Raw genomic sequence first — 17,585 nt, forward strand, 5'->3', positions numbered from 1 at the left:
GCGTCAGCGGTGCTTGCCCGGGGCCTGGACGCCGAGGACGGCGAGGGTCAGGGTGCCGGAGGTGCTCTGCGCGGCGGACGGGGACGACTCCGGGAGCCGCAGGGTGAGGCGGAGGTGATCCGTCGCTCCGATGGCGAAGGCGGGGGAGGCGGGCAGGTCGATGCGGGCCGTGGCGGGGCGGTCGGCCGCGACGGTGGTCGTGGTGCCGGGGCAGGTCGCGGCGTCGGACGACCAGGCCACCGAGCAGCGCTCGAGGGCGAGCTGCAGGCCGTCGGAGGCGCTCGCGCCGACGGTCGTGGCGGCGGACTCGAGCTGCAGGGCGCCCATCGAGACGGTGCCGGCGTTGGTGAGGTCGACGAGGCGCCGGGCCGTGCCGCCGGGCAGCAGATCGGCGACGGGGACCTGCACGGTGGTGACTCCCGTGGCGTCGAACTCCGCGACGACAGTGCCTGCGCCGACCTGAGCGCCGGCGGTCGCGCGGTCGAGGAACAGGGCGGAGGCGGAGGCGCCGGCGCCGAGCACCAGCGCGATCGCCGCGGCGAGGGCGAGCGGTGCGCGGGAGCGGCGGCGGACCGGTGCCGCGCGCCGTCGGCCGGGCGCGCGGGTCGCGGGCGCGCCGCTCACGACCGCACCTCCGCCGGCCGGCGCCAGATGACGACGAGCACGGCGCCGACGACGAGCGCGCCGCCGACCGCGAAGAACGCGAAGCGGGCCTGGGGCTGCGCGAGCGCGATGCTCGGCCAGCCCAGCAGCGGCACGACCGACTCCTCCCGCCAGATCCGCTGATCCGCGATGGTGACGATCCACGGGTCCGCCTGCGGGTTGTTGTCGCCCTTGGTGGTCAGCGCGAGGAGCCCCGGCGACCAGCCGCGCAGCTCGGCGGCCTCGGCCTCGGAGTAGACGAGCGTGACGCGGTGGATCACCCGGCGCTCGGGCACGTCGGGGTCGGTGAAGACGATCACGTCGCCGGCGCGCACCGCGGCCTGGTCGACGGGGAGGGTGACGGCGAGCGAGCCGACGGGCATGTCCGGCGCCATCGAGTTCGAGAGCACGGGCACGAGGCGCACGACGCCGAGGGCGGACGCGACGAAGACGGCGACGCCGGCGATCGCGACGAGCGCGACGACCAGGCCGAGGAGGCGGCGGAGGCCCGTGACGACCGGTCCGCTCGCGACGGGGTTGCTCATGACCGAGCCTCCTTCCGGCGGCGGCCGGTGGCGGCGAGCAGCAGCCCGGCGCCGAGGGCGAGCAGGCCGCCGAGCAGCGCGGCGCCGACGTCGCGGCCGGTGACGGCGAGGCCGTTCCCCGGTCCGCCGGTCCCGAGGGCGCCGTTCCCGGAAGCGCCGTCACCGACTGCGCCCTCGCCGACCGCGCCGTTCCCGGACGGGCCGCCCCCGGGAGCGCCGGAGTCGTCGATCGCCCCGGTCTCGCGGACGAGCACGCGCAGGGCGGCCGACGTGCTCTCGAGCGCGTTGCCGGAGCCGGCCGGGAAGCTCACGCGGACCCGCACGCCGACGGTCTCGCCGCGGTCGAGCGCCCGGGACCCGTCGAGCCGGCCGAGCGACGCGGCCGGTCCGGTGCCCATCGGCTCGACGCCCTCGGGGCAGCGGTAGCGCTCGACGGAGCGGCCGTCGGCGACGAGGACGTCGTCGATCGTGAAGGCGGCGGGGCAGAGGTCGACGACCAGCTGGAGCCCGGCGCGCGGGTCGGTGGCGAGCGCGTCGCCGCCGTCGACCGCGAAGGCGATCGAGACCTGGTGCGCCGACGAGCCGACGTTGGTGACCTCGGCGGCCCACTCGGTGGTGTCGCCGGGGGCGAGGCCGGTGAGGGCGGCGGGAGCCGCCAGCTCGCGCACGTCGAGCAGCGCGGCGGGCGGAGCGACCGACGCCGCGGACACCGCGGGCGCGAGGAGGACCGCCGCGAGGACGGCGCCGATCGCGCGCAGGGCTGGCATGGGGCTCCGAAAGGAAGAAAGGAGGGGGAGGATGGGGAGGGGGAGCTCCCGCCCCGGCCGCGCGTGCGGGCGGGCACGGCGCCGGGGCGGGAGCGGTCGGCTACTTCTGGATGCCGGCGCGCTGGATGGCGGCGGCGGTGAAGGTGATCTGCGCGGCGGCGTTCTCGTAGTCGTTGTCGGCCGCGGTGGGCAGCACGAGCTCGATCAGCGTGTTCAGCGAGACGTCGCCGGCGTCCGACGGGAAGGTGCCGGTCGCCGTGGGGGTGAGGCCGAAGTTCGCCGGCGTGAAGTTCGCGGCGTTGGCGACTCCGCCGATGGTCGACAGCTTGCCGCTGCCGGTCGTCGTCGTGGTCCCGGCGCAGGTGTACGGGCCGTTCACCGCGGGGGCGGTCGCGGCGGTCGTCCATGCCACCGTGCAGGTCAGCAGGCGGTAGTTGAGGCCGTCGGTGCCGGTGACGAGCGACTCACCGGGGCCGGCGAGCAGCGGGTCGTCGGTGCCGGCGGTCTCCGAGGTGACGTCCTGGTAGAAGCGCACGGTGGAGACGAGGTCGCCGTCGTTGGTCGCGTTGGGGAGGACGAGGGTCAGCGGGCGCTGGATCGTGTCGCCGGGCGCGATGTCGGTGACGGTGAAGCCGCCGGTGACGTTGATGTCGGTCTGGCCGGCGTCGACGTTGCCGACCGCGGTGCCGGAGTCGGTGAAGACGGCGAAGGCGCCGGCGCCGGCGAGGGCGCCCGCGGCGAGGAGGACACCGCCGGTGAGGGCGATCCTCTTCCAGGGGGCGCGCTTGCGGGAGTCGTTCTCGGTGGAGGCTGTGGCGGTCATGACGGTTCCTTTCAGATGGGTGCCCGGTGCGGGCCTGGTCTCCCTCACGCGGGCGTGTGCAGGACGGGTGGGAGGGTTCGTGGGGCGAGGCGGCCGCGGCATCAGCAGCCCCTCGCGGTGGCGACGGCCGGCTGCGCGACGGCGGTCGAGGGGGCCGACGCGACACCGAGCCAGCGCTGCAGGTCGGGTCGGACCCGCCACTGGTAGCTGCGGCCCTCGCCGAGTCGGTCGTCGGTGAAGGAGGTGGCGCTCGCCGCGGGCGTCGCGACGACGGTCCAGGCGCCGGGCGTCGCTCCGGCCAGGCGGCGCTCGAGGGTCCAGCCGGTGGCGCCGGGCGCGGCGGACCAGCTCACGAGCGTGCTCGGACGGTTCGCGGTGCAGCTCGCGACGGGGGTGGCGACGACGGAGGAGCGGGTCCAGGCGCCGAGGCCGATCGCTCCGCTCGTCGTGTCGGTGTCGGTGAAGCCGCGGGGGACCAGCGGTGCCGGGTCGACGAAGACCGTGATCGTGCTGCTCGCGGTGAGCGCGCCGTCGCTCGCGGTGTAGGCGATCGGCACGGTGCCGGTGAAGGCCGCGGCGGGCGTGTAGCTGCAGGTCGCGCCCGTGCAGGAGAAGGTGCCGCTGCTCGCGGTGCCGACGGCGCTCAGGGTCAGCGTGGTGCCGGCGTCCTCGTCGGTGTCGTTGGCGAGCGGCGAGACGGTGACGGCGGGGCCGCCGGCGGTCGCGACGGCGCGGTCCGGGCGGGCGATCGGCGCGTGGTTGAGGGCGGTCACGGTGATCGTGACGCGGACGTTCCAGGTGCCGTAGGTGCCCGAGAGCGCGTAGTCGAAGACGTCGGTGCCGACGAAGGCGGCGATCGGGCGGTAGGTGCACTGCCCGCGGGTGGCGCCGCTGTCGACGCAGGTGACCGAGCCGAAGACGGGGGTCGCGGGGGCGGGGGTGGCGGCGCCTCCGACGACCTTGGGGGTCGCCGAGAGCTGGGCCCGGGAGAAGGTCGCGCCGGTCGCCGCGGCGCCGTCGTTGGCGAGGACGTCGACGACGACCGAGCCGCCCTGCACGACCGTCGCCGCGTCGGGCAGCGGGTCGGGGATCACCGAGATCGTGACGGAGGCGGTGCGGGTGATCGCGGAGCCGGTCGGCGGGGTCGCGGTGGCGGTCGCGGTGTTCGAGATCGTGCCGGCCGTCACGTCCGCCGCGGTGGTCGTGTAGGTGGCGGTGGCGGTGACGACCTGGCCGGGGGTGAGCCGGCCGGCGGTGCCGGGCCAGGTGAAGGCGAGGGCGGAGAGGCCGGACTTGGGGTCGGTGATCCCGACGCTCGTCAGGGTCGTGTTGCCGGTGTTGGTGGCGCGGAAGGTGTAAGTGACGACGGTGCCGGCGGTGCTGATGAAGGCCGGGTTCGCGGTCTTGGTGAAGGCGAGGTCGGCGGCGCGGGTGAGCGTGATCGTCCGGGTGGCCGTGGTGGTGACCGCGGCGCCGGTGGGCGGGGTGCCCGTCGCGGTGGCCGTGTTGACGACCGAGCCGGCGTCGACGTCGGCCTGGGTGAGCGTGTAGGTCGCGGTCGCGGTGACCTGCTGGCCGATGCCGAGCTGGCCCGCGGTGCCGGGCCAGGGTCCGTAGACCACGGTCGCCTTGGGGTCGGCGATCGCGACGGACGTCAGCGGCACGTTGCCGGAGTTCGTGAGGGAGAAGGAGTAGGTGATCGTCGAGCCGACCGCGGCGGCGCCGTTGAGCGCGCCGGTCTTGGTGAGCGCGAGGGCCGGCGCGTAGCGGATGGGCGTGGTGGTGCTCGAGCTCGCCGTGACGGTCGTGGGGCTGGCCGCGAGGGTGCGGCCGGTGACCGTCGCCGTGTTGGGGATCGCGGTGCCGCTGTTGATGTCGGCCTGGGTCACCGTGTACGCGGCGGAGGTGAAGACGGCCTGCGCGCCGGGGGCGAGGGCGGCGCTCGCCGGGGTGATGGAGGCGACCTTCGTGTCGGTGACGGCGACGTTCTGCAGCGAGACGTTGCCGGTGTTGGTGGCGCGGAAGGTGTAGACGATCTGCTCGCCGACGTCGGCCTGCGCGTTGCCGTTGGTGTCGGTCAGGGCGCCGGACTTGACCAGGGTGATCGCGGGGGCGGGGGCGGTGATGGGGGCGGTGACGGTCGAGCTGTTGCTCGTGAGCGTGGTCGTGCCGCTGAGCGCCGTGGCAGTCGCGGTGTTCACGAAGGTGGTGGCGAGAGCCTCCGCCGCGGTCACCCGATGGGTCGCTGTGCAGGTGACGGACGCGAGTGGCGCCAGCGTCGTGGCGGGGCAGGACATCCCGGTCGCGCCGGGATCGGCCACCGCGACGTTCGAGACGGACGCGAGCGACGAGGTGTTGGTGACGACGAACTGGTAGGGGATCGTCGAGCCCTCGCCGTAGCTCGCCGGCTGCGCGGTGGTGCGGTCGATCTGCTTGATCAGGCTGAGAGCGCCGAGATCGTTGATCGTCGAGACCTTCACGTTGCGGATGAGGTGCGTGTCGCTCGACCCGCCCGTCGACGCGGTGAAGCCGAGCTTGAAGGTGGCGGGAGCGTCCGTCGTCATCGTGAACGCCAGGAGCGGGGTGAGGCTCGCAGCGTCCATGCCGGCCGAGTTGCCCCAGTAGACGGTGACCAGGGGACGCACGGCCGGCGAGACGGTGATGCGGACGGTACGGCCGTACGCGGTCGTCGGATTCTGCGCGTCGGCGAGGACGAGCGTCGTGCGCACGGGACCGAGCAGAGGCGCCGGCGCATTGGCGATGTAGCAGTAGTTCGCCCGGTCCTGCCCCGGGCCGCGAGCGACGATGCGATTCGCCTGCTGCCCGGGCGGCGCAGGACTGGCGGGGCAGCCGGTGCCGAGTCCGCCGACCTGGGCCGCCGTGTTCGAGAAGTTGCCGAAGGCATCGAGCCCGATGCCGAGGTAGCCGCCGTTGACGCCGTTCGCCGCGGTGGCACCGGACGTGTTCTGCCCGTAGCCGAGCGCTCCGCCGGCGGCACCCGCCGCGGTCAGGGTCTTCGAGCCGTCGGTGAGGAAGAAGCCGATCCCGTCCGCACCGGTGCCGAGGCCGACCGTCCCGTACTGGTACTGGTCGAACTGCACGTCGAGCCCGCCGGTCGCCGGGATGGGCCGGTTGAAGACGGCGCCGCCCTTCAGATTGGTGCGGTTGTCAGTGAGCTGGAGGAACCCCAGGGCGGAGGACGCGAGCGGGGCGCCGGTGCGGTTCGCGCAGACGCCGAGGTTGGAGGAACCCGAGGGGGGCGCGGCGGTCGCCTTGGTGAGACAGGCCTGATCGAGGGCCTGCCAGGCGGGGTCGGGGACGCTCGTGGTGCCGAAGGACTCCTGCACGAGGACGGTCCCCGCCTCAGCGCGCGGCGCGGGCAGCACGACGAGCACGGCCGAGACCAGGACGAGGATCAGCGTCAGCGCGAGCGAGCGGTGCGGGGCGTGCGGGGTCGGGCGACGGTGGCGGGCGAGCGCGCGCACTTCCGTCATGATCCGATCCCTCCGGGCTGCTCCGGCGGGCGGTCCGGGTGGAGCAGGCATCAAGATACGTTTCGGGTCGACGCGTCTTGCCCCCCGGACTGGGCACGCGCAGGCCCAATCCAGCGACGTGCTCTCAGGCGGCGTGCAGGGTGCGCTCAGCGGGGAGTGGTTGCCGGTGGCGACGCACGGCGGCGGCGGCGCGCGGGCTGGGCGACGGGCGCACTGCGAGCGGGCGCGGATGGTGGCGGCGGACCGCGGGATCAGCGTGTCGTCGCGGTCACCGCGGGGGAGCGGCGGGGGACGGGCCGCGACAGCGGGCGGCGGGCGAGGCGGTGGCGCTCCGGTGCGGAGCGGCGGGCGCAGGCCCCGGCACTGGCGGGGATGCGCAGACGACTGGCGCGACGGCGCGGTCGGCCCGGGCGGGGCGCGCGCCGCGCATCCGTCATCCTGCGCCGATGCGGGGTCTCGATACGCGCTGCGCGCTACTCGACCAGCATGTCTGCCGGTGCGCTTCATGCTGATCGAGTAGCCCGCGCAGCGGGCGTATCGAGATCCGCCCCCTGCAACAGCCGTGCGCCTACCCGCGCCGCCGGATCCGCCAGGGCAGCGCCAGCCAGATGCCGGCGATCAGCACCGCCGTGATCGACGCCATCGTGATCGCCAGCGGCCGCGTCGTGACGACGTCGAAGATCAGCAGCACCGTCCCCACGAGCACCAGCGCCACCGCCATCAGCGTCAGCCGCAGCAGGACGTCGGCCGCGCGCACCAGCGTCCGCTTCGCCCGGCGGCGGAACAGCTCGCGGTGCAGGCTGACCGGCGCGAGCCCGAGCAGGGTCGCGAGCACCGAGCCGCTGATCAGCACCAGGTAGACGTTGGTCTGGAAGAGGTCGAGGTCCTCGAAGCGCTGCTGGAAGGCGATCGCCAGCAGGAACCCGGTGAGGATCTGCGTCCCGGTCTGGATGACCCGCAGCTCCTGCAGGATCTCGCTCCAGTTGCGGTCGAGCCGCTCGTTCTCGGTCTCGTCGCGGCCGTCGCCGGGCAGGTCGTCGCGCGGGTCGGCGGCGGGGTCCGGCTGCGGATCCGAGCGCGGGTCGGCGGGGGTGGGCGGCACCCTCCCATTGTGCCCGGCGACGTCCGTTCACCCCGCGTTCGTCCGAGCGCGGCCCTCGGCACTGGCGAGACGGGCGCCGGCGAGGCACCCTGGTCGCATGACGAGGCGGTGGTGGCTCTCCCTGGCGGCGGTCGCCGCGATTGGTCTCGCGGTCGGCGGGGCGACCCTGTTCAGCTGGACGATCAGCGAGACGCCGTTCGACCGCCCCGACCCGGGCTTCGACCGGCTGACCGCGCAGCTCGCGAGCGTCCCCGGAGTCGAGGTGCGGGAGTCCGCCCGCTGGGTCGAGGCGCCGGTCTTCCTCGACCCGACGTCCCGCCTCGTCCTCGACGTCGACGAGGCGAGCCTCCCCGCGGTGCTCGAGACCGCCTGCTCCACCGAGTACGCCGACCACGTCGCCTGGACGTTCCGCGTGCTGACCGACGGCGGCAACGCGGTCTCCGTGCACGGCCCGTGGGAGGGCCCCGGAGGCGCGAGCCGCTGCCCCGAGCTCGACGTCGATCCCGCCGGCCTGCTCGGCCCCCTCGACGACGTCGTCAGCGGACTCGAGCTGCAAGCCGCCGTCTGGGACGGCACCGACGGCCGGACCGGCCGGTTCTCCCTCCTGGCGATCGAGGACCCCGAGGCCCCCGACGCCCTCCTGCCGCTCGTCGCCCACGCCGAGGACCTCCGTGCGGCGGCCGGGGTCGCCGGTGACCGCCCGATCGAGATCAGCGGCTCCCGGATCAGCGCGCTGGTCCGGTCCGGGGAGCAGGAGCGCTACGCCGCCCTGCTCGCCGAGCTGCTGGAGCGGCGCGGCGTGACGGGCTTCTTCGACAGCAGCGACGGCACGCAGACGGACGGCGTCGACAAGGTCCAGGTCACCGCCCCCGAGAGCGAGCACGCCGCCGTCGAGGAGGCGCTGCGCGAGTCCGGGCTGTCCATCGCGGACCTGCCGGTGCGGTTCCTGCCCGAGTCCTGAGCGCGGATCCCTCAGCGTGCGCCGCTACAGGTGCAGCAGGCTCCAGTCGATGATGACCGCGAGCGCGGTGAACAGCGCCGCGACCGCCCCGACCGCCTTGCCGGCCCGGTCGAGGTCGCTGCGGGGGCCGGGCCGCATGTCGGCGACGACGCGCAGCAGCGCCCCGAGCAGCGCGATCACGGTGACGGCCAGTATCCAGACCTTCAGCGAGACGTGCGAGTCGACGTCGAGGAGGGTGAGGGTCACCACCGGCACGAGCACGGCGAGGACCGACACGACGACCAGCAGGACGCCGCGCCGCGTGAGATCGGTGGGGCCGTAGGAGCCCTGGCTCAGCCAGGCGCGGAGCGGGCGGCGGGAGGCGGGGTCGGCGGTCTCGGCGCTCTCGGTCTTCGAGGTCTCGGTCGCGGTGATAGCGGCGGTCCCCGTCGCGGCGGTCTCGGTCTCCGCGGTCTCGGTCTCGCCGGCCTCGGTCGCGGCGGAGGCCTGGGGTGCGCTCGTGCTCACGGGCGGGCTCCTGAAGTGGATGCGGGAGTGGCGCTGCCGCGGACGCAGAGGGGATCGGTCGAGTCTGACGCCGCCCGGCCGCCGGCGGAAGAGCCGCTTGCGGACGTGTCCGGAAGCGGACAGGGGGGTCGACTCAGGCGCTGGTCACGGCCGGAACACTGGCCAGGTACTCCTCGGAGGCGACCTCGGTCCGGAACTCGAGGATCTCGACGGAGTGAGCCCGGAGAGCGCCGAGCACGTCCTCGGGCGTCACGTAGAAGAACTCCCGCCGGAGATTCACGCGATTGACGCGCTTCTCGGAGAACGTCTGGTGGAGCATCGTCTCGATCCCGACCGCATCGTCAGCGAAGAACAGCGCGTGGACATCGAATCGGAAAGGCACGGAGGCGTCGCCGAGCTCGTTCACGCGGTCCATGGGCTCGAGGCGTCTGGTCATTCCGATCTTCACCATGTGGTCCCCGAACGCTCCTCTGTTCGAGATGACGTAGACGTATCCCGCGCGGATGTTCGCAGCACGGTAATCCACGTCGTGCAGTGCCCGATCGACATCGGCGATCCTGGCGCGGAGCCTTTCCGCGCCTTCCAGATCGCCGTTCGCCTCCAGCGCGGTGAGAGTGGCCGTGTAGTGCGCCTTCTCCTTGTCCAGCCGCTCGTGCTCGCGCGCCAATTCCTGCTCCGCCTTGCGCTGCTCGCGGAGTTCCTCTCTCCGGGCGCGTTCCATCTCCTTCTCCCGCTGCAGCGCCTGGAGATGCTGATTCGCCAGCTGGATCTCCGTGAGCCTGAGGTGGTGGTACTCGGGGTCGATGGTGAGCGAGATCATCGATCCCTGACGCTCGATCATCTCCGCGGCCTTGCTCAGCCGCGCCTGCGCGACCGCGAGGTTGCCCGCGCGGACCGTCTTCACGCAGTTCTCCGCCTCCGCGTTGTAGGCCCTCAAGAGGATCTTCGTCATGTCGCTGACGAACCGCTTCCCCTGGGCCTGGGAGTTGTTGAAGGTGAATCCACTCGCCGCTCGCGCAGCGTTCTTGTCTCTGATCGCCGTCTTGATCCGGGAGCGGACCACCTCGAGTCGCGTGGCAAGATCTGCCGAGGCCTCAGCAGGGTGCTCGTAGTCGTAGAGTCCGAGCTCCTGGATGTCGATCGTCTGCCGGACGCCGATGATCTGGTTCTCCAGATCCTCGAACTCCCGGCGCCGACGAGCGACGTGCGTCTCGATCTCCTCGAGGACCGTGCGAGACGCCGCTGCACGGGCCTCTTCCTGAGCTGTGCGCGCCGCGATGTCGCTCTTCCACCTGGACTGCTCCTCGGCGATCTCGGCACGTCGACGGACCTTCTCCGCATCGAGTTCCGTCAGCTCGAGCAGCCCATAGCGCTCCTGCGCGCGCTCGAGTTCGGCGACGCGCGCCGCGAGCTCTCGCGCAGCCTTCCTCGCGCCGAAGAACGGGATGCCGGGAGTGCTCTCTGCCGTGGAGGCCGCGATCGACTCGCGCCCGTTCTCTCTCACGCTCTGCTCGGCGAGACGGCTCTCTCGGCGAGAGGGTGAAGAAGGACTCGCCATTGCTTCGGCAGGGGCGACGGGATGGGTGTGCTCGGTCCAGGCAGTGCCGTCCCAGTATCGGAGGAGCGAGGGGTCGGCGGGGTCGGGATACCAGCTGGCGGCGGCGGTCATAAGTCCGAGCGTAAGGGGACGAGAACTCCATGTCCGATGCTTGTGCGACTATCAGGTCATGCCCGGCTCACTCCATTCCCACATCGTCGAAGGATCGCGTCTCCGAGTGGAGGTGATCTCGGACCAGGGAGCGAAGCTCTCCCTTGTCGGCGAGTACACCGACCTCGAGCCGAGTGTCGAGAGTGGCGGCGTTCTCGAAAGCAATCCCGCACTCCGCAGCAACATGTGGGCCTTCGCCAAGACCTGGCATGCTGCGCGGACCGCCTCCAATCTGGACGCACTCGGCATCGCCGATCCGGCGGAGCAGAAGGCTGCCCTGAAGATGCTGGACATCGAGCGGAAGACCGCGCAGAAGCGTGCGGACGAGTACGCGAAGACGGCGCAGTGGATCGCCGATGTCGCCGACGACGTCTCGCTTCTGACCGTGGAGCACGGCTGGTGCTCGTCCTGCTTCTTCCACACGGAGCACCGGAAGTCGAATCGTCCCGCGGGCCAGCTCCCGGTCTACGTCTGCCAGGGCTGCGGTTCTCCGACTCTCCCGTGCATGGCGCCTGGCTGCGTCAACCTGGCGGTGCGGGATCGTGGAGCCGTCCGCATCCCGCAGTTCTGCGCTGAGCACAAGCGCGAGATCCCGGGATTCGAGAAGGCCCAGGGCTCCTTCGGGGAGCTCCACGACTACGAGGACTTCCTGAAGTACGAGAAGCCCGATCTCGATGCCATCTCGAGGATCGCGGTGGGAAGCGTCGTCGCCCTCGGCGTCGCCGCTCCGCTCGCTCTCGTCGCCGCACCCGCGATCGGAGGAGCGCTGGGCTCGCTCGGAGTGTTCGGCGGCCTGTCCGGTGCCGCCGCGAGCTCTCACGGGCTGGCGCTGCTGGGCGGGGGCACGCTCGCCGCCGGTGGACTCGGAATGGCCGGTGGTACGGCGGTCGTCACCGCAGTCGGCGCGGCTGTCGGCGGCGCCCTGGGTGCCTCCGTCGCGAACGCCTACCTCCGCGAGGACAAGTCGTTCCGGATCGAGCTGCTCCGGCCCGGTACGGGCGGAGTACCGGTGATCGTCGCGAACGGATTCCTCACCGACGGCACGCGCGAGAAGTGGGGAGGGTGGAAGGCGATCGTCGATGCGCGCTACCCGGATTCTCCCGTCTACCGCGTCCATTGGGGCTCGAAGGAGCTCGCTGATCTCGGTGACCTCGTGACAGGGGTCGCCGGCAAGGCCGGTGGTGTCGGGTTCGTCAAGGCTGCCGCAGCGATCGGCACCAAGGCGGGCGCGAAGTTCCTGGGGAACGTCGTCGGTCCGGCGTTCATCGCCGCCGATCTCCTCAAGAACCCCTGGCATGTCGCGAAGAGCCGGGCGGACAAGACCGGTGTCATCGTCGGAGACCTCCTCGCCCGGACTGAGGCCGAGTCCTACGTGCTCATCGGGCACAGCCTCGGAGCGCGGCTGCTGGTCGTCGCCGCCGAGGCGCTAGGGACCAAGCCGGGAGGACCGCGCATCGAGGCCGCCCATCTCCTCGGCGCCGCCATCGGGGCGAAGAGCGACTGGGGCTCCCTGACCGCAGCGGTCGACGAGGCGGTCTACTGCTACCACTCGCTGAACGACGCTGTGCTCAAGTACGTCTACCGGACCGCACAGGGCGGCGAGACGGCCGCAGGGCTCGTCGGCTTCAGCCCGGTGTCGAGCAAGCTGCAGAACATCGACGTCTCCGACGCCGTCAAGACGCACTTCGACTACCAGAGCGAGGTCCTGCTCCGCGCTGCCCGGTGACAGCGCGGGACGTCGGCCGACTCGCCGTCGTCCCGACCTCGCCGCGAGCCCCGTCCCCGTGCGCGGCACCGCCGACTCGCCCGAGAAGGCTCGTTCTCGGGGGTGGGTACGAGCCTTCTCGGGCGACTCAGCGGCGGGGAGGGGCTAGGCGGGCGGCGCGGGCGCGTCCAGCGCCAGCGCCCGGCCGCGGCGGAGCCGCGCGCGCAGGGCGTCGGCGCCGGGCTGCGGCGCCCGCCCCGTCAGGTGGACGAGGTCGTCGAACGGTCCGTCGATCGACTCCGCGACGAGGAACGCGGCGAGGTGGACGTAGGAGGACGCCCCCGCGATCCGCTCGTTGGACGCGTCCTCGAAGAAGGTCACCGGCCCCTGCTGCGCGAGGGCGCGGACCTGGACGGCCGCGGCCTCCCGCTCGGCTCCGGTGAGCAGCGCGACCTCGGCGACGACCGCCGTGCGGTGCGTCCGCCGCGGCGGCGGGACCGCCTCGTCGAGCACGGTCCGATAGACGGCGATCGTCGCCTCGGCGATGCCGTCCCAGGTGGTGGGGATCGTGCCGGACAGCGCCCGCAGCTCGGAGCGCAGCGCCTCGTCCTCGAGGCCGCGGCGGATGGCCGCGGCGATCGAGGCGTCGTCGTGGGGATCGAACCTGGCGGCGTCGATCGGCACGAGGTCGATCAGGGACGAGTTGTCGGACACGACGGCCGGCGCACCGCTGACGAGCGCCTCGGCGACGGGCAGCCCGTAGCCCTCGTAGAAGGAGGGGAACACGAACAGCTCCGTGCTCCGGTACAGCGCCGCGAGGGTCTCGGACTCGACGTACCCGGTGAGGAGCACGTCGTCCTCGATCCCCAGCTCGGCCGCCATCGTCCGGTAGTGGTGCCGGGTCGGAGCATCGAGGCGGCAGACGACGCAGAGCTGGTGCGCCCGCCGGGTGTCGCTCGGCAGCAGCGCGTAGGCGCGCAGGAGTCCCGAGATGTTCTTCCGCAGATCGCTGCCGCCCGTGTACATCAGGAAGCCCGCGCGGAGCCCCTCGGCGTCGGCCGCCGCGCGCTCCCAGGCGGTCTCGGCGGGGACGTCGGAGGCGAAGTGCTCCTCGACGGCGATCCCCGTCACGACGACGCGGTCGGGGTCCAGCCCGAGGCGCTCGATCGCCTCGTCCGCCGCCGCCTGCGAGATGCACAGCACGCGATCCGCCTGGCGCACCAGCTCCACGTGCGCCAGGTAGCGCGCCCGGGCCGACGGCAGGCGGAGGTACTCGTCGTCGAACACGAACGGGATGATGTCGAAGAGCGACACGACGTACGGGACGCGTCGCGGGTTCAGGATCCGGAACGGGTCGTGAGAGGTGTCGAAGGGCGACGGGATGTGCCAGAGCCGTGCGTCCGGCAGCTCGCCGGGCTCCGTCGTCACGACGCGACCGGACTCCTGCAGCCCGGCCGGCAGCGGGGGAGTGCCCGCGCCCGGGGCGAGCACGAACGCCTCGACGACTCCCGGCTCGAGCGCCTCGATCGCGGCGAAGAGGCCCCGGGTGTAGACCGCGATCCCGCGCTCGGAGTGCAGCGGATCCTGCGTCGGGGTCAGGTCGACGAAGACGCCGCTGCTCACCGGCCCGCCCCGTCGTCCGTCGCCGCGGACGAGACCGCGCGCCCGAGGAGGGCGATGGAGTCGATGAGGGCCCGGTGGACCTCGGTGCTCTCGCGCGCGGTCGACGTGATCAGGTCCTCGAGGTGCCGTGCGCTCCCCTCGGTCGCCTCGGTGATCTCGGACAGCCGAGCGCTCCGACGGTCGTCGCCGGCCTCGATCTCGGCGATCCGGCCCTGCAGCGCCTCGACGGCGGTGGTCACCTCGGCGAGCTGACGCGTCACCTGGGCGAGCTGGTCGAGGACCAGCCGGGAGCGGGCCTCCTCCGCCTCGTCCCGGGACGCGCGCTCCTCCTCGGCCCGCTGCGAGCTCGGCCGGCTCGCGACGTCGTAGAGGCGGCCGAGGCCGCGTCCGACGAGCCGGCGGCCGCGGCCCAGGCCCCTGCCCAGGGGCGACCCGGGGTCCGGGCGTCCCGCGGTCATCGTCCGCTCCGGTCGTGGGGTCGCGGGGACCGGTCGGTCGCGCGGCCGTCCCGATGCGGGAGGCGGTGCTCCCGGTCCGGAGAGCAGCGGTTCTGGTTCGGAGAGGAGGACATCGTCGGGGTCACGGTTCTCGCAGTCTGGTCGGGCTGGTGGTGCACGCCGACGAGCGGCGCCCGGTCTGCGCTCACGTGGGACGACGGAGCGCCCACTTTTCGCGCCGGAACATCCTCACACGATCCGGGTGCGAGAAGCTGGGCGGTCCGTCATCGACGTCGGCGTCAGCGGGACACGATCCGCGCCGCGCAGGCCCCGATCAGCGCCCGCAGGCCCCGATCAGCCCCTGCTGGACCAGATCGCCCGGCCGTCCCGCGAGTAGAGCACGAGGTTGCCGTCGTTCTGCATGACCATCCTCGCGCCGGGGTTCCCGCCGGTGTTCGTCGCCCACCGGGAGGAGCCGGACGTGGTGTAGACGACGGCGTTGCCGTCCGACTGCATCTCGAGGCGGTTGCCCGCCCCCGTGGTGCCGGTCGCCCAGCGGGGGGTGCCGCGGGTGACGACCACGAGGTTGCCGTCGGTCTGCATGACCGCCTCGCTGGTCCCGTCGTTCGAGCGCAGCTTCTGGCCGGCGGTCAGGCGGCTGCCGGCGGCCAGCGTGTCGCCGCTCGCGGGCTTCGGGGCGGAGTCGCTCGCCCACAGGGCGCGGCCCGAGGTGGAGTAGACGACGAGGTTGCCGTCGTTCTGCATGACCAGCCGCGCACCCGGCTGTCCCGCGGTCTCGGAGGCCCAGACCGCCCGGCCGGAGGCCGTGTAGACGACGGCGTTGCCGTCCGTCTGCATCACGAGGCGGTCGCCGTCCGGCTGCGTGCCCGCCGCCCAGCGCACGCCGGTGCGCGAGTAGACCGCGAGGTTGCCGTCGCCCTGCATCGCCGCCCGGGAGGCTCCGTCGGCGGAGGTCAGCTGCTGGCCCCTGCGCAGTTCGCCTCCGGCGGTGAGGACGTCGCGGCTGGTGCTGCTCCCGCCCTGGTACTGCACGGAGGAGCAGCCGAGGTCCTTCGAGCCCGGGCCGCGGGAGTCGCCCGTGCCGACCCAGCGGTTCCAGTCGACGGAGGCGGCGCTCGCGCAGACCGTGTAGGTGCCGGTCGCCGAGGCGGGGGCCGTGGCCGTGTAGCCGTGGCGGCGGCCGGCCGCCGGGTAGTCCCGGGCGGAGATGTCGCCGCGGTCGCCGTCGGCGGTCACGGTGCGCACGGTGCGCGACCCGTTGGGAGCGGTGATCGTGACGGTGACGCGGAGCGCGGCCTGCTGCGTGGTCGGGTCGACGGTCCAGCCGTTGGCGGTGAGGGTGTTGTTGGAGATCTGCGGTCCGTCGACCTGGCCGACCGGCGCGATGCCCGCGTTGGCGAGGGTGCCCGCGGGGTTCCACTCGCTGAAGAGGAACCAGAAGTTGATGTTGCCGTACGTCGCGCAGGAGGCGTCGCCCTGCCCGGTCAGCGCGTAGCGGTTGGGCTGGTACGGCGTGTAGTAGTAGAGGTCCGAGGTGGCCTGGTTGCGCACGGTGACGGGCGAGGAGCCGCAGCGGGACTCGGGGTAGTAGGCGATGGACGGCGTCCGGCCGGGCGCGTACGTCGTGAAGTTCGAGCCGGATCCGGGCGGGTTCGCGTAGCGCTTGAACTGGCGCGCCGCGCTGTACACCTGGGTGAAGAAGCCGGCCGAGCCCGGGTCGCAGGCGGCGGTGTCGGGGCAGTTGAACCCGGTCGCCTTGTTGTAGTCGTTCGCGGTCGGCGTCGTCGTGGTGACGAGGCTGCGCTCCTTCTGCACCAGCACGACGAGCACCAGCGGATTGATGCCGCAGGCCGCGCCGACGCGGGTGAAGATCGACGCCGCGCTCTCGTTCGCCGCTCCGGCGTAGGCGCTGCACATCGCGTCCGCGGGCTTGGAGCTCGTGCGCTGCGAGAAGTTCTTCAGGCAGGGGACGTCCACACCGGTCGTGCAGCTGCTCCCCTTGTCGTTCAGCAGGTTCTGCACCTGCTGGGTCGTCATCGCGTCGCTGTCGAAGAAGTTCGCGTCGCTCACGATGAAGTCGGCGCGGAAGCTCTTCGTCTGGCTCTCGCTGTAGACCTGGGTCGACTGCGGCGGCAGCCCCTGGTCGGCACGGTCGAGCGACGGATCGAGTGCCCCCGTCTCGACCGACTGGGTCGACTGCGTCGAGGTCGTCGCGTCGTCCGCGGCGGTGGCCGCGGTGACGGGGACGAGGGCCCCTCCGACCCCGACGGCGGCGGCGAGCAGCGCGGTGAGCAGGCGGGACGAGCGTCGATGATTCCCCATGGTGGTGCAGCCTACAAGCGGCCTGCGCCCCCGGCAGGGCCGCCCGACGCCCCCCGTCCGGCGGGCACGCGCCCCCTCACCCCTGTCCTGTCGCGAAGTGCCGCACGACCGGGCGGGTCCGCCCGTTACCCGGAGCGACGGCGAGGTGTCCGGCCTGCCCCCAACCGCGCAGCCTCCCGCTGTCCGCGCAGCTGATCGGCGCGCACGGCGACGACCTCGCGACCCTCGGCGCAGCCCGGCTGCTGGCGGCCGAGGGCCTGGTGCCGCAGACGCTGCGGGCGCCCGAGACGGCCTGACACGCGGTCCCGACAGGCTGGGGAACGAGAAAACCCGGCCCCAGAGGGGCCGGGTGGTATCCGGAAAGCGTAGCCAGGGAGCCCGCGACGCACAGCGCGAGCACCACGGCTGGCGCCGATCGACCGCTCGCGAGAACCGGCACATCCACTCGGGGAGGAGCCGCGCCTCACCCGCGTCGCTTCACCATCCGCCAATTCACCAGCTCCACGCCCGCGCGCACCGGGTGCTGCTCGGCGACCGCGACGAAGCCGTGGTGCTCGAAGAAGGGGCGCGCGGTGATGCTCACGTCGGCCGACAGCTCCGGTGCAGCCGGCGCCTGCGACTCCGCCTCGGCGAGCAGGCGGGTCGCGACGCCGCGGCGGAGGAAGCGCGGGGCGACGAACATCATGTCGATGTACCCGGTGGCGCTGACGTCCGAGAAGCCGGCGAGCTCGCCGTCGATGATCGCGACGAAGGCGTTCCGCGCCAGCATGGCGGAATGCCAGGTCGGCACGTCGCGCTCGCCGGCCCAGGCGCGGATCTGCTCGGGGGAGTAGTCGGCGGCGGCCGTCTCGGTGACGGCGGCGAGGAAGACGGCCAGGGTTCCGGCGGCGTCGGACGCGGCGTAGGGGCGGATCGCGATCGGAGGCAC

14 protein-coding genes are annotated in these 17,585 nt (G+C 72.9%); 2 read left to right on the forward strand and 12 right to left on the reverse strand.

The window, feature by feature from the left end; all coding sequences use genetic code 11:
• Window positions 1-3: 3 nt before the first annotated feature.
• The 6 genes from EDF36_RS02160 to EDF36_RS02185 all read right to left on the reverse strand — a co-directional run bounded on the left by EDF36_RS02160 (window position 4) and on the right by EDF36_RS02185 (window position 7,373).
• A complete protein-coding gene (locus EDF36_RS02160) occupies window positions 4-624 on the reverse strand; it encodes a peptidase (protein WP_123731712.1) in 621 nt (206 codons plus the stop codon).
• Window positions 621-1,187, reverse strand: coding sequence for a signal peptidase I (locus EDF36_RS02165; protein ID WP_123731713.1), 567 nt, complete (start codon window positions 1,185-1,187; stop codon window positions 621-623). The genes EDF36_RS02160 and EDF36_RS02165 overlap by 4 nt, the downstream gene beginning before the upstream one ends.
• Window positions 1,184-1,954, reverse strand: coding sequence for a sortase (locus EDF36_RS02170; protein WP_123731714.1), 771 nt, complete (start codon window positions 1,952-1,954; stop codon window positions 1,184-1,186). Before EDF36_RS02170 ends, EDF36_RS02165 begins: the two co-directional genes overlap by 4 nt.
• A 100-nt stretch (window positions 1,955-2,054) precedes the next feature.
• Window positions 2,055-2,777: a TasA family protein gene (locus EDF36_RS02175; protein ID WP_123731715.1), complete on the reverse strand. Its 723-nt coding sequence runs from the start codon at window positions 2,775-2,777 to the stop codon at window positions 2,055-2,057.
• A 101-nt stretch (window positions 2,778-2,878) separates the two neighbouring features.
• Entirely contained in the window at window positions 2,879-6,271 is a 3,393-nt protein-coding gene (locus EDF36_RS02180) for an Ig-like domain-containing protein (protein WP_123731716.1), read from the reverse strand.
• 568 nt (window positions 6,272-6,839) lie between these two features.
• Window positions 6,840-7,373, reverse strand: coding sequence for a DUF6328 family protein (locus EDF36_RS02185; protein ID WP_260300482.1), 534 nt, complete (start codon window positions 7,371-7,373; stop codon window positions 6,840-6,842).
• A gap of 97 nt (window positions 7,374-7,470) precedes the next feature.
• On the opposite strand from EDF36_RS02185, the gene EDF36_RS02190 reads away from it, so the two are divergent.
• Window positions 7,471-8,334: a hypothetical protein gene (locus EDF36_RS02190; protein WP_123731717.1), complete on the forward strand. Its 864-nt coding sequence runs from the start codon at window positions 7,471-7,473 to the stop codon at window positions 8,332-8,334.
• Between the two features lie 24 nt (window positions 8,335-8,358).
• Here EDF36_RS02190 and EDF36_RS02195 read toward each other — a convergent pair whose 3' ends face one another.
• The gene (locus tag EDF36_RS02195; RefSeq protein ID WP_123731718.1) at window positions 8,359-8,841 is read right to left on the reverse strand and encodes a hypothetical protein; all 483 of its coding nucleotides are present in this window, start codon (window positions 8,839-8,841) and stop codon (window positions 8,359-8,361) included.
• Between the two features lie 133 nt (window positions 8,842-8,974).
• Window positions 8,975-10,510, reverse strand: coding sequence for a DUF4041 domain-containing protein (locus tag EDF36_RS02200; protein WP_123731719.1), 1,536 nt, complete (start codon window positions 10,508-10,510; stop codon window positions 8,975-8,977).
• Window positions 10,511-10,622: 112 nt separating this feature from the next.
• On the opposite strand from EDF36_RS02200, the gene EDF36_RS02205 reads away from it, so the two are divergent.
• A complete protein-coding gene (locus tag EDF36_RS02205; protein ID WP_260300483.1) occupies window positions 10,623-12,275 on the forward strand; it encodes a TMCO4 family protein in 1,653 nt (550 codons plus the stop codon).
• Window positions 12,276-12,419: 144 nt separating this feature from the next.
• Here EDF36_RS02205 and EDF36_RS02210 read toward each other — a convergent pair whose 3' ends face one another.
• The 4 genes from EDF36_RS02210 to EDF36_RS02225 form a co-directional block, all read right to left on the reverse strand.
• On the reverse strand, window positions 12,420-13,877 hold the full coding sequence (locus EDF36_RS02210; RefSeq protein WP_123731721.1) for a glycosyltransferase family 1 protein: 1,458 nt from the start codon (window positions 13,875-13,877) through the stop codon (window positions 12,420-12,422).
• A complete protein-coding gene (locus EDF36_RS02215; protein ID WP_123705775.1) occupies window positions 13,874-14,335 on the reverse strand; it encodes a hypothetical protein in 462 nt (153 codons plus the stop codon). The genes EDF36_RS02210 and EDF36_RS02215 overlap by 4 nt, the downstream gene beginning before the upstream one ends.
• Window positions 14,336-14,668: 333 nt before the next feature.
• Window positions 14,669-16,657 (reverse strand): hypothetical protein, encoded by a 1,989-nt coding sequence (locus tag EDF36_RS02220; protein WP_123731722.1) that lies wholly within the window; start codon window positions 16,655-16,657, stop codon window positions 14,669-14,671.
• 463 nt (window positions 16,658-17,120) lie between these two features.
• Complete coding sequence (locus EDF36_RS02225; protein ID WP_123731723.1) at window positions 17,121-17,585, reverse strand: GNAT family N-acetyltransferase; 465 nt, start codon at window positions 17,583-17,585, stop codon at window positions 17,121-17,123.

The organism is Rathayibacter sp. PhB152 (assembly GCF_003751395.1).
Lineage (GTDB): Bacteria > Actinomycetota > Actinomycetes > Actinomycetales > Microbacteriaceae > Rathayibacter > Rathayibacter festucae.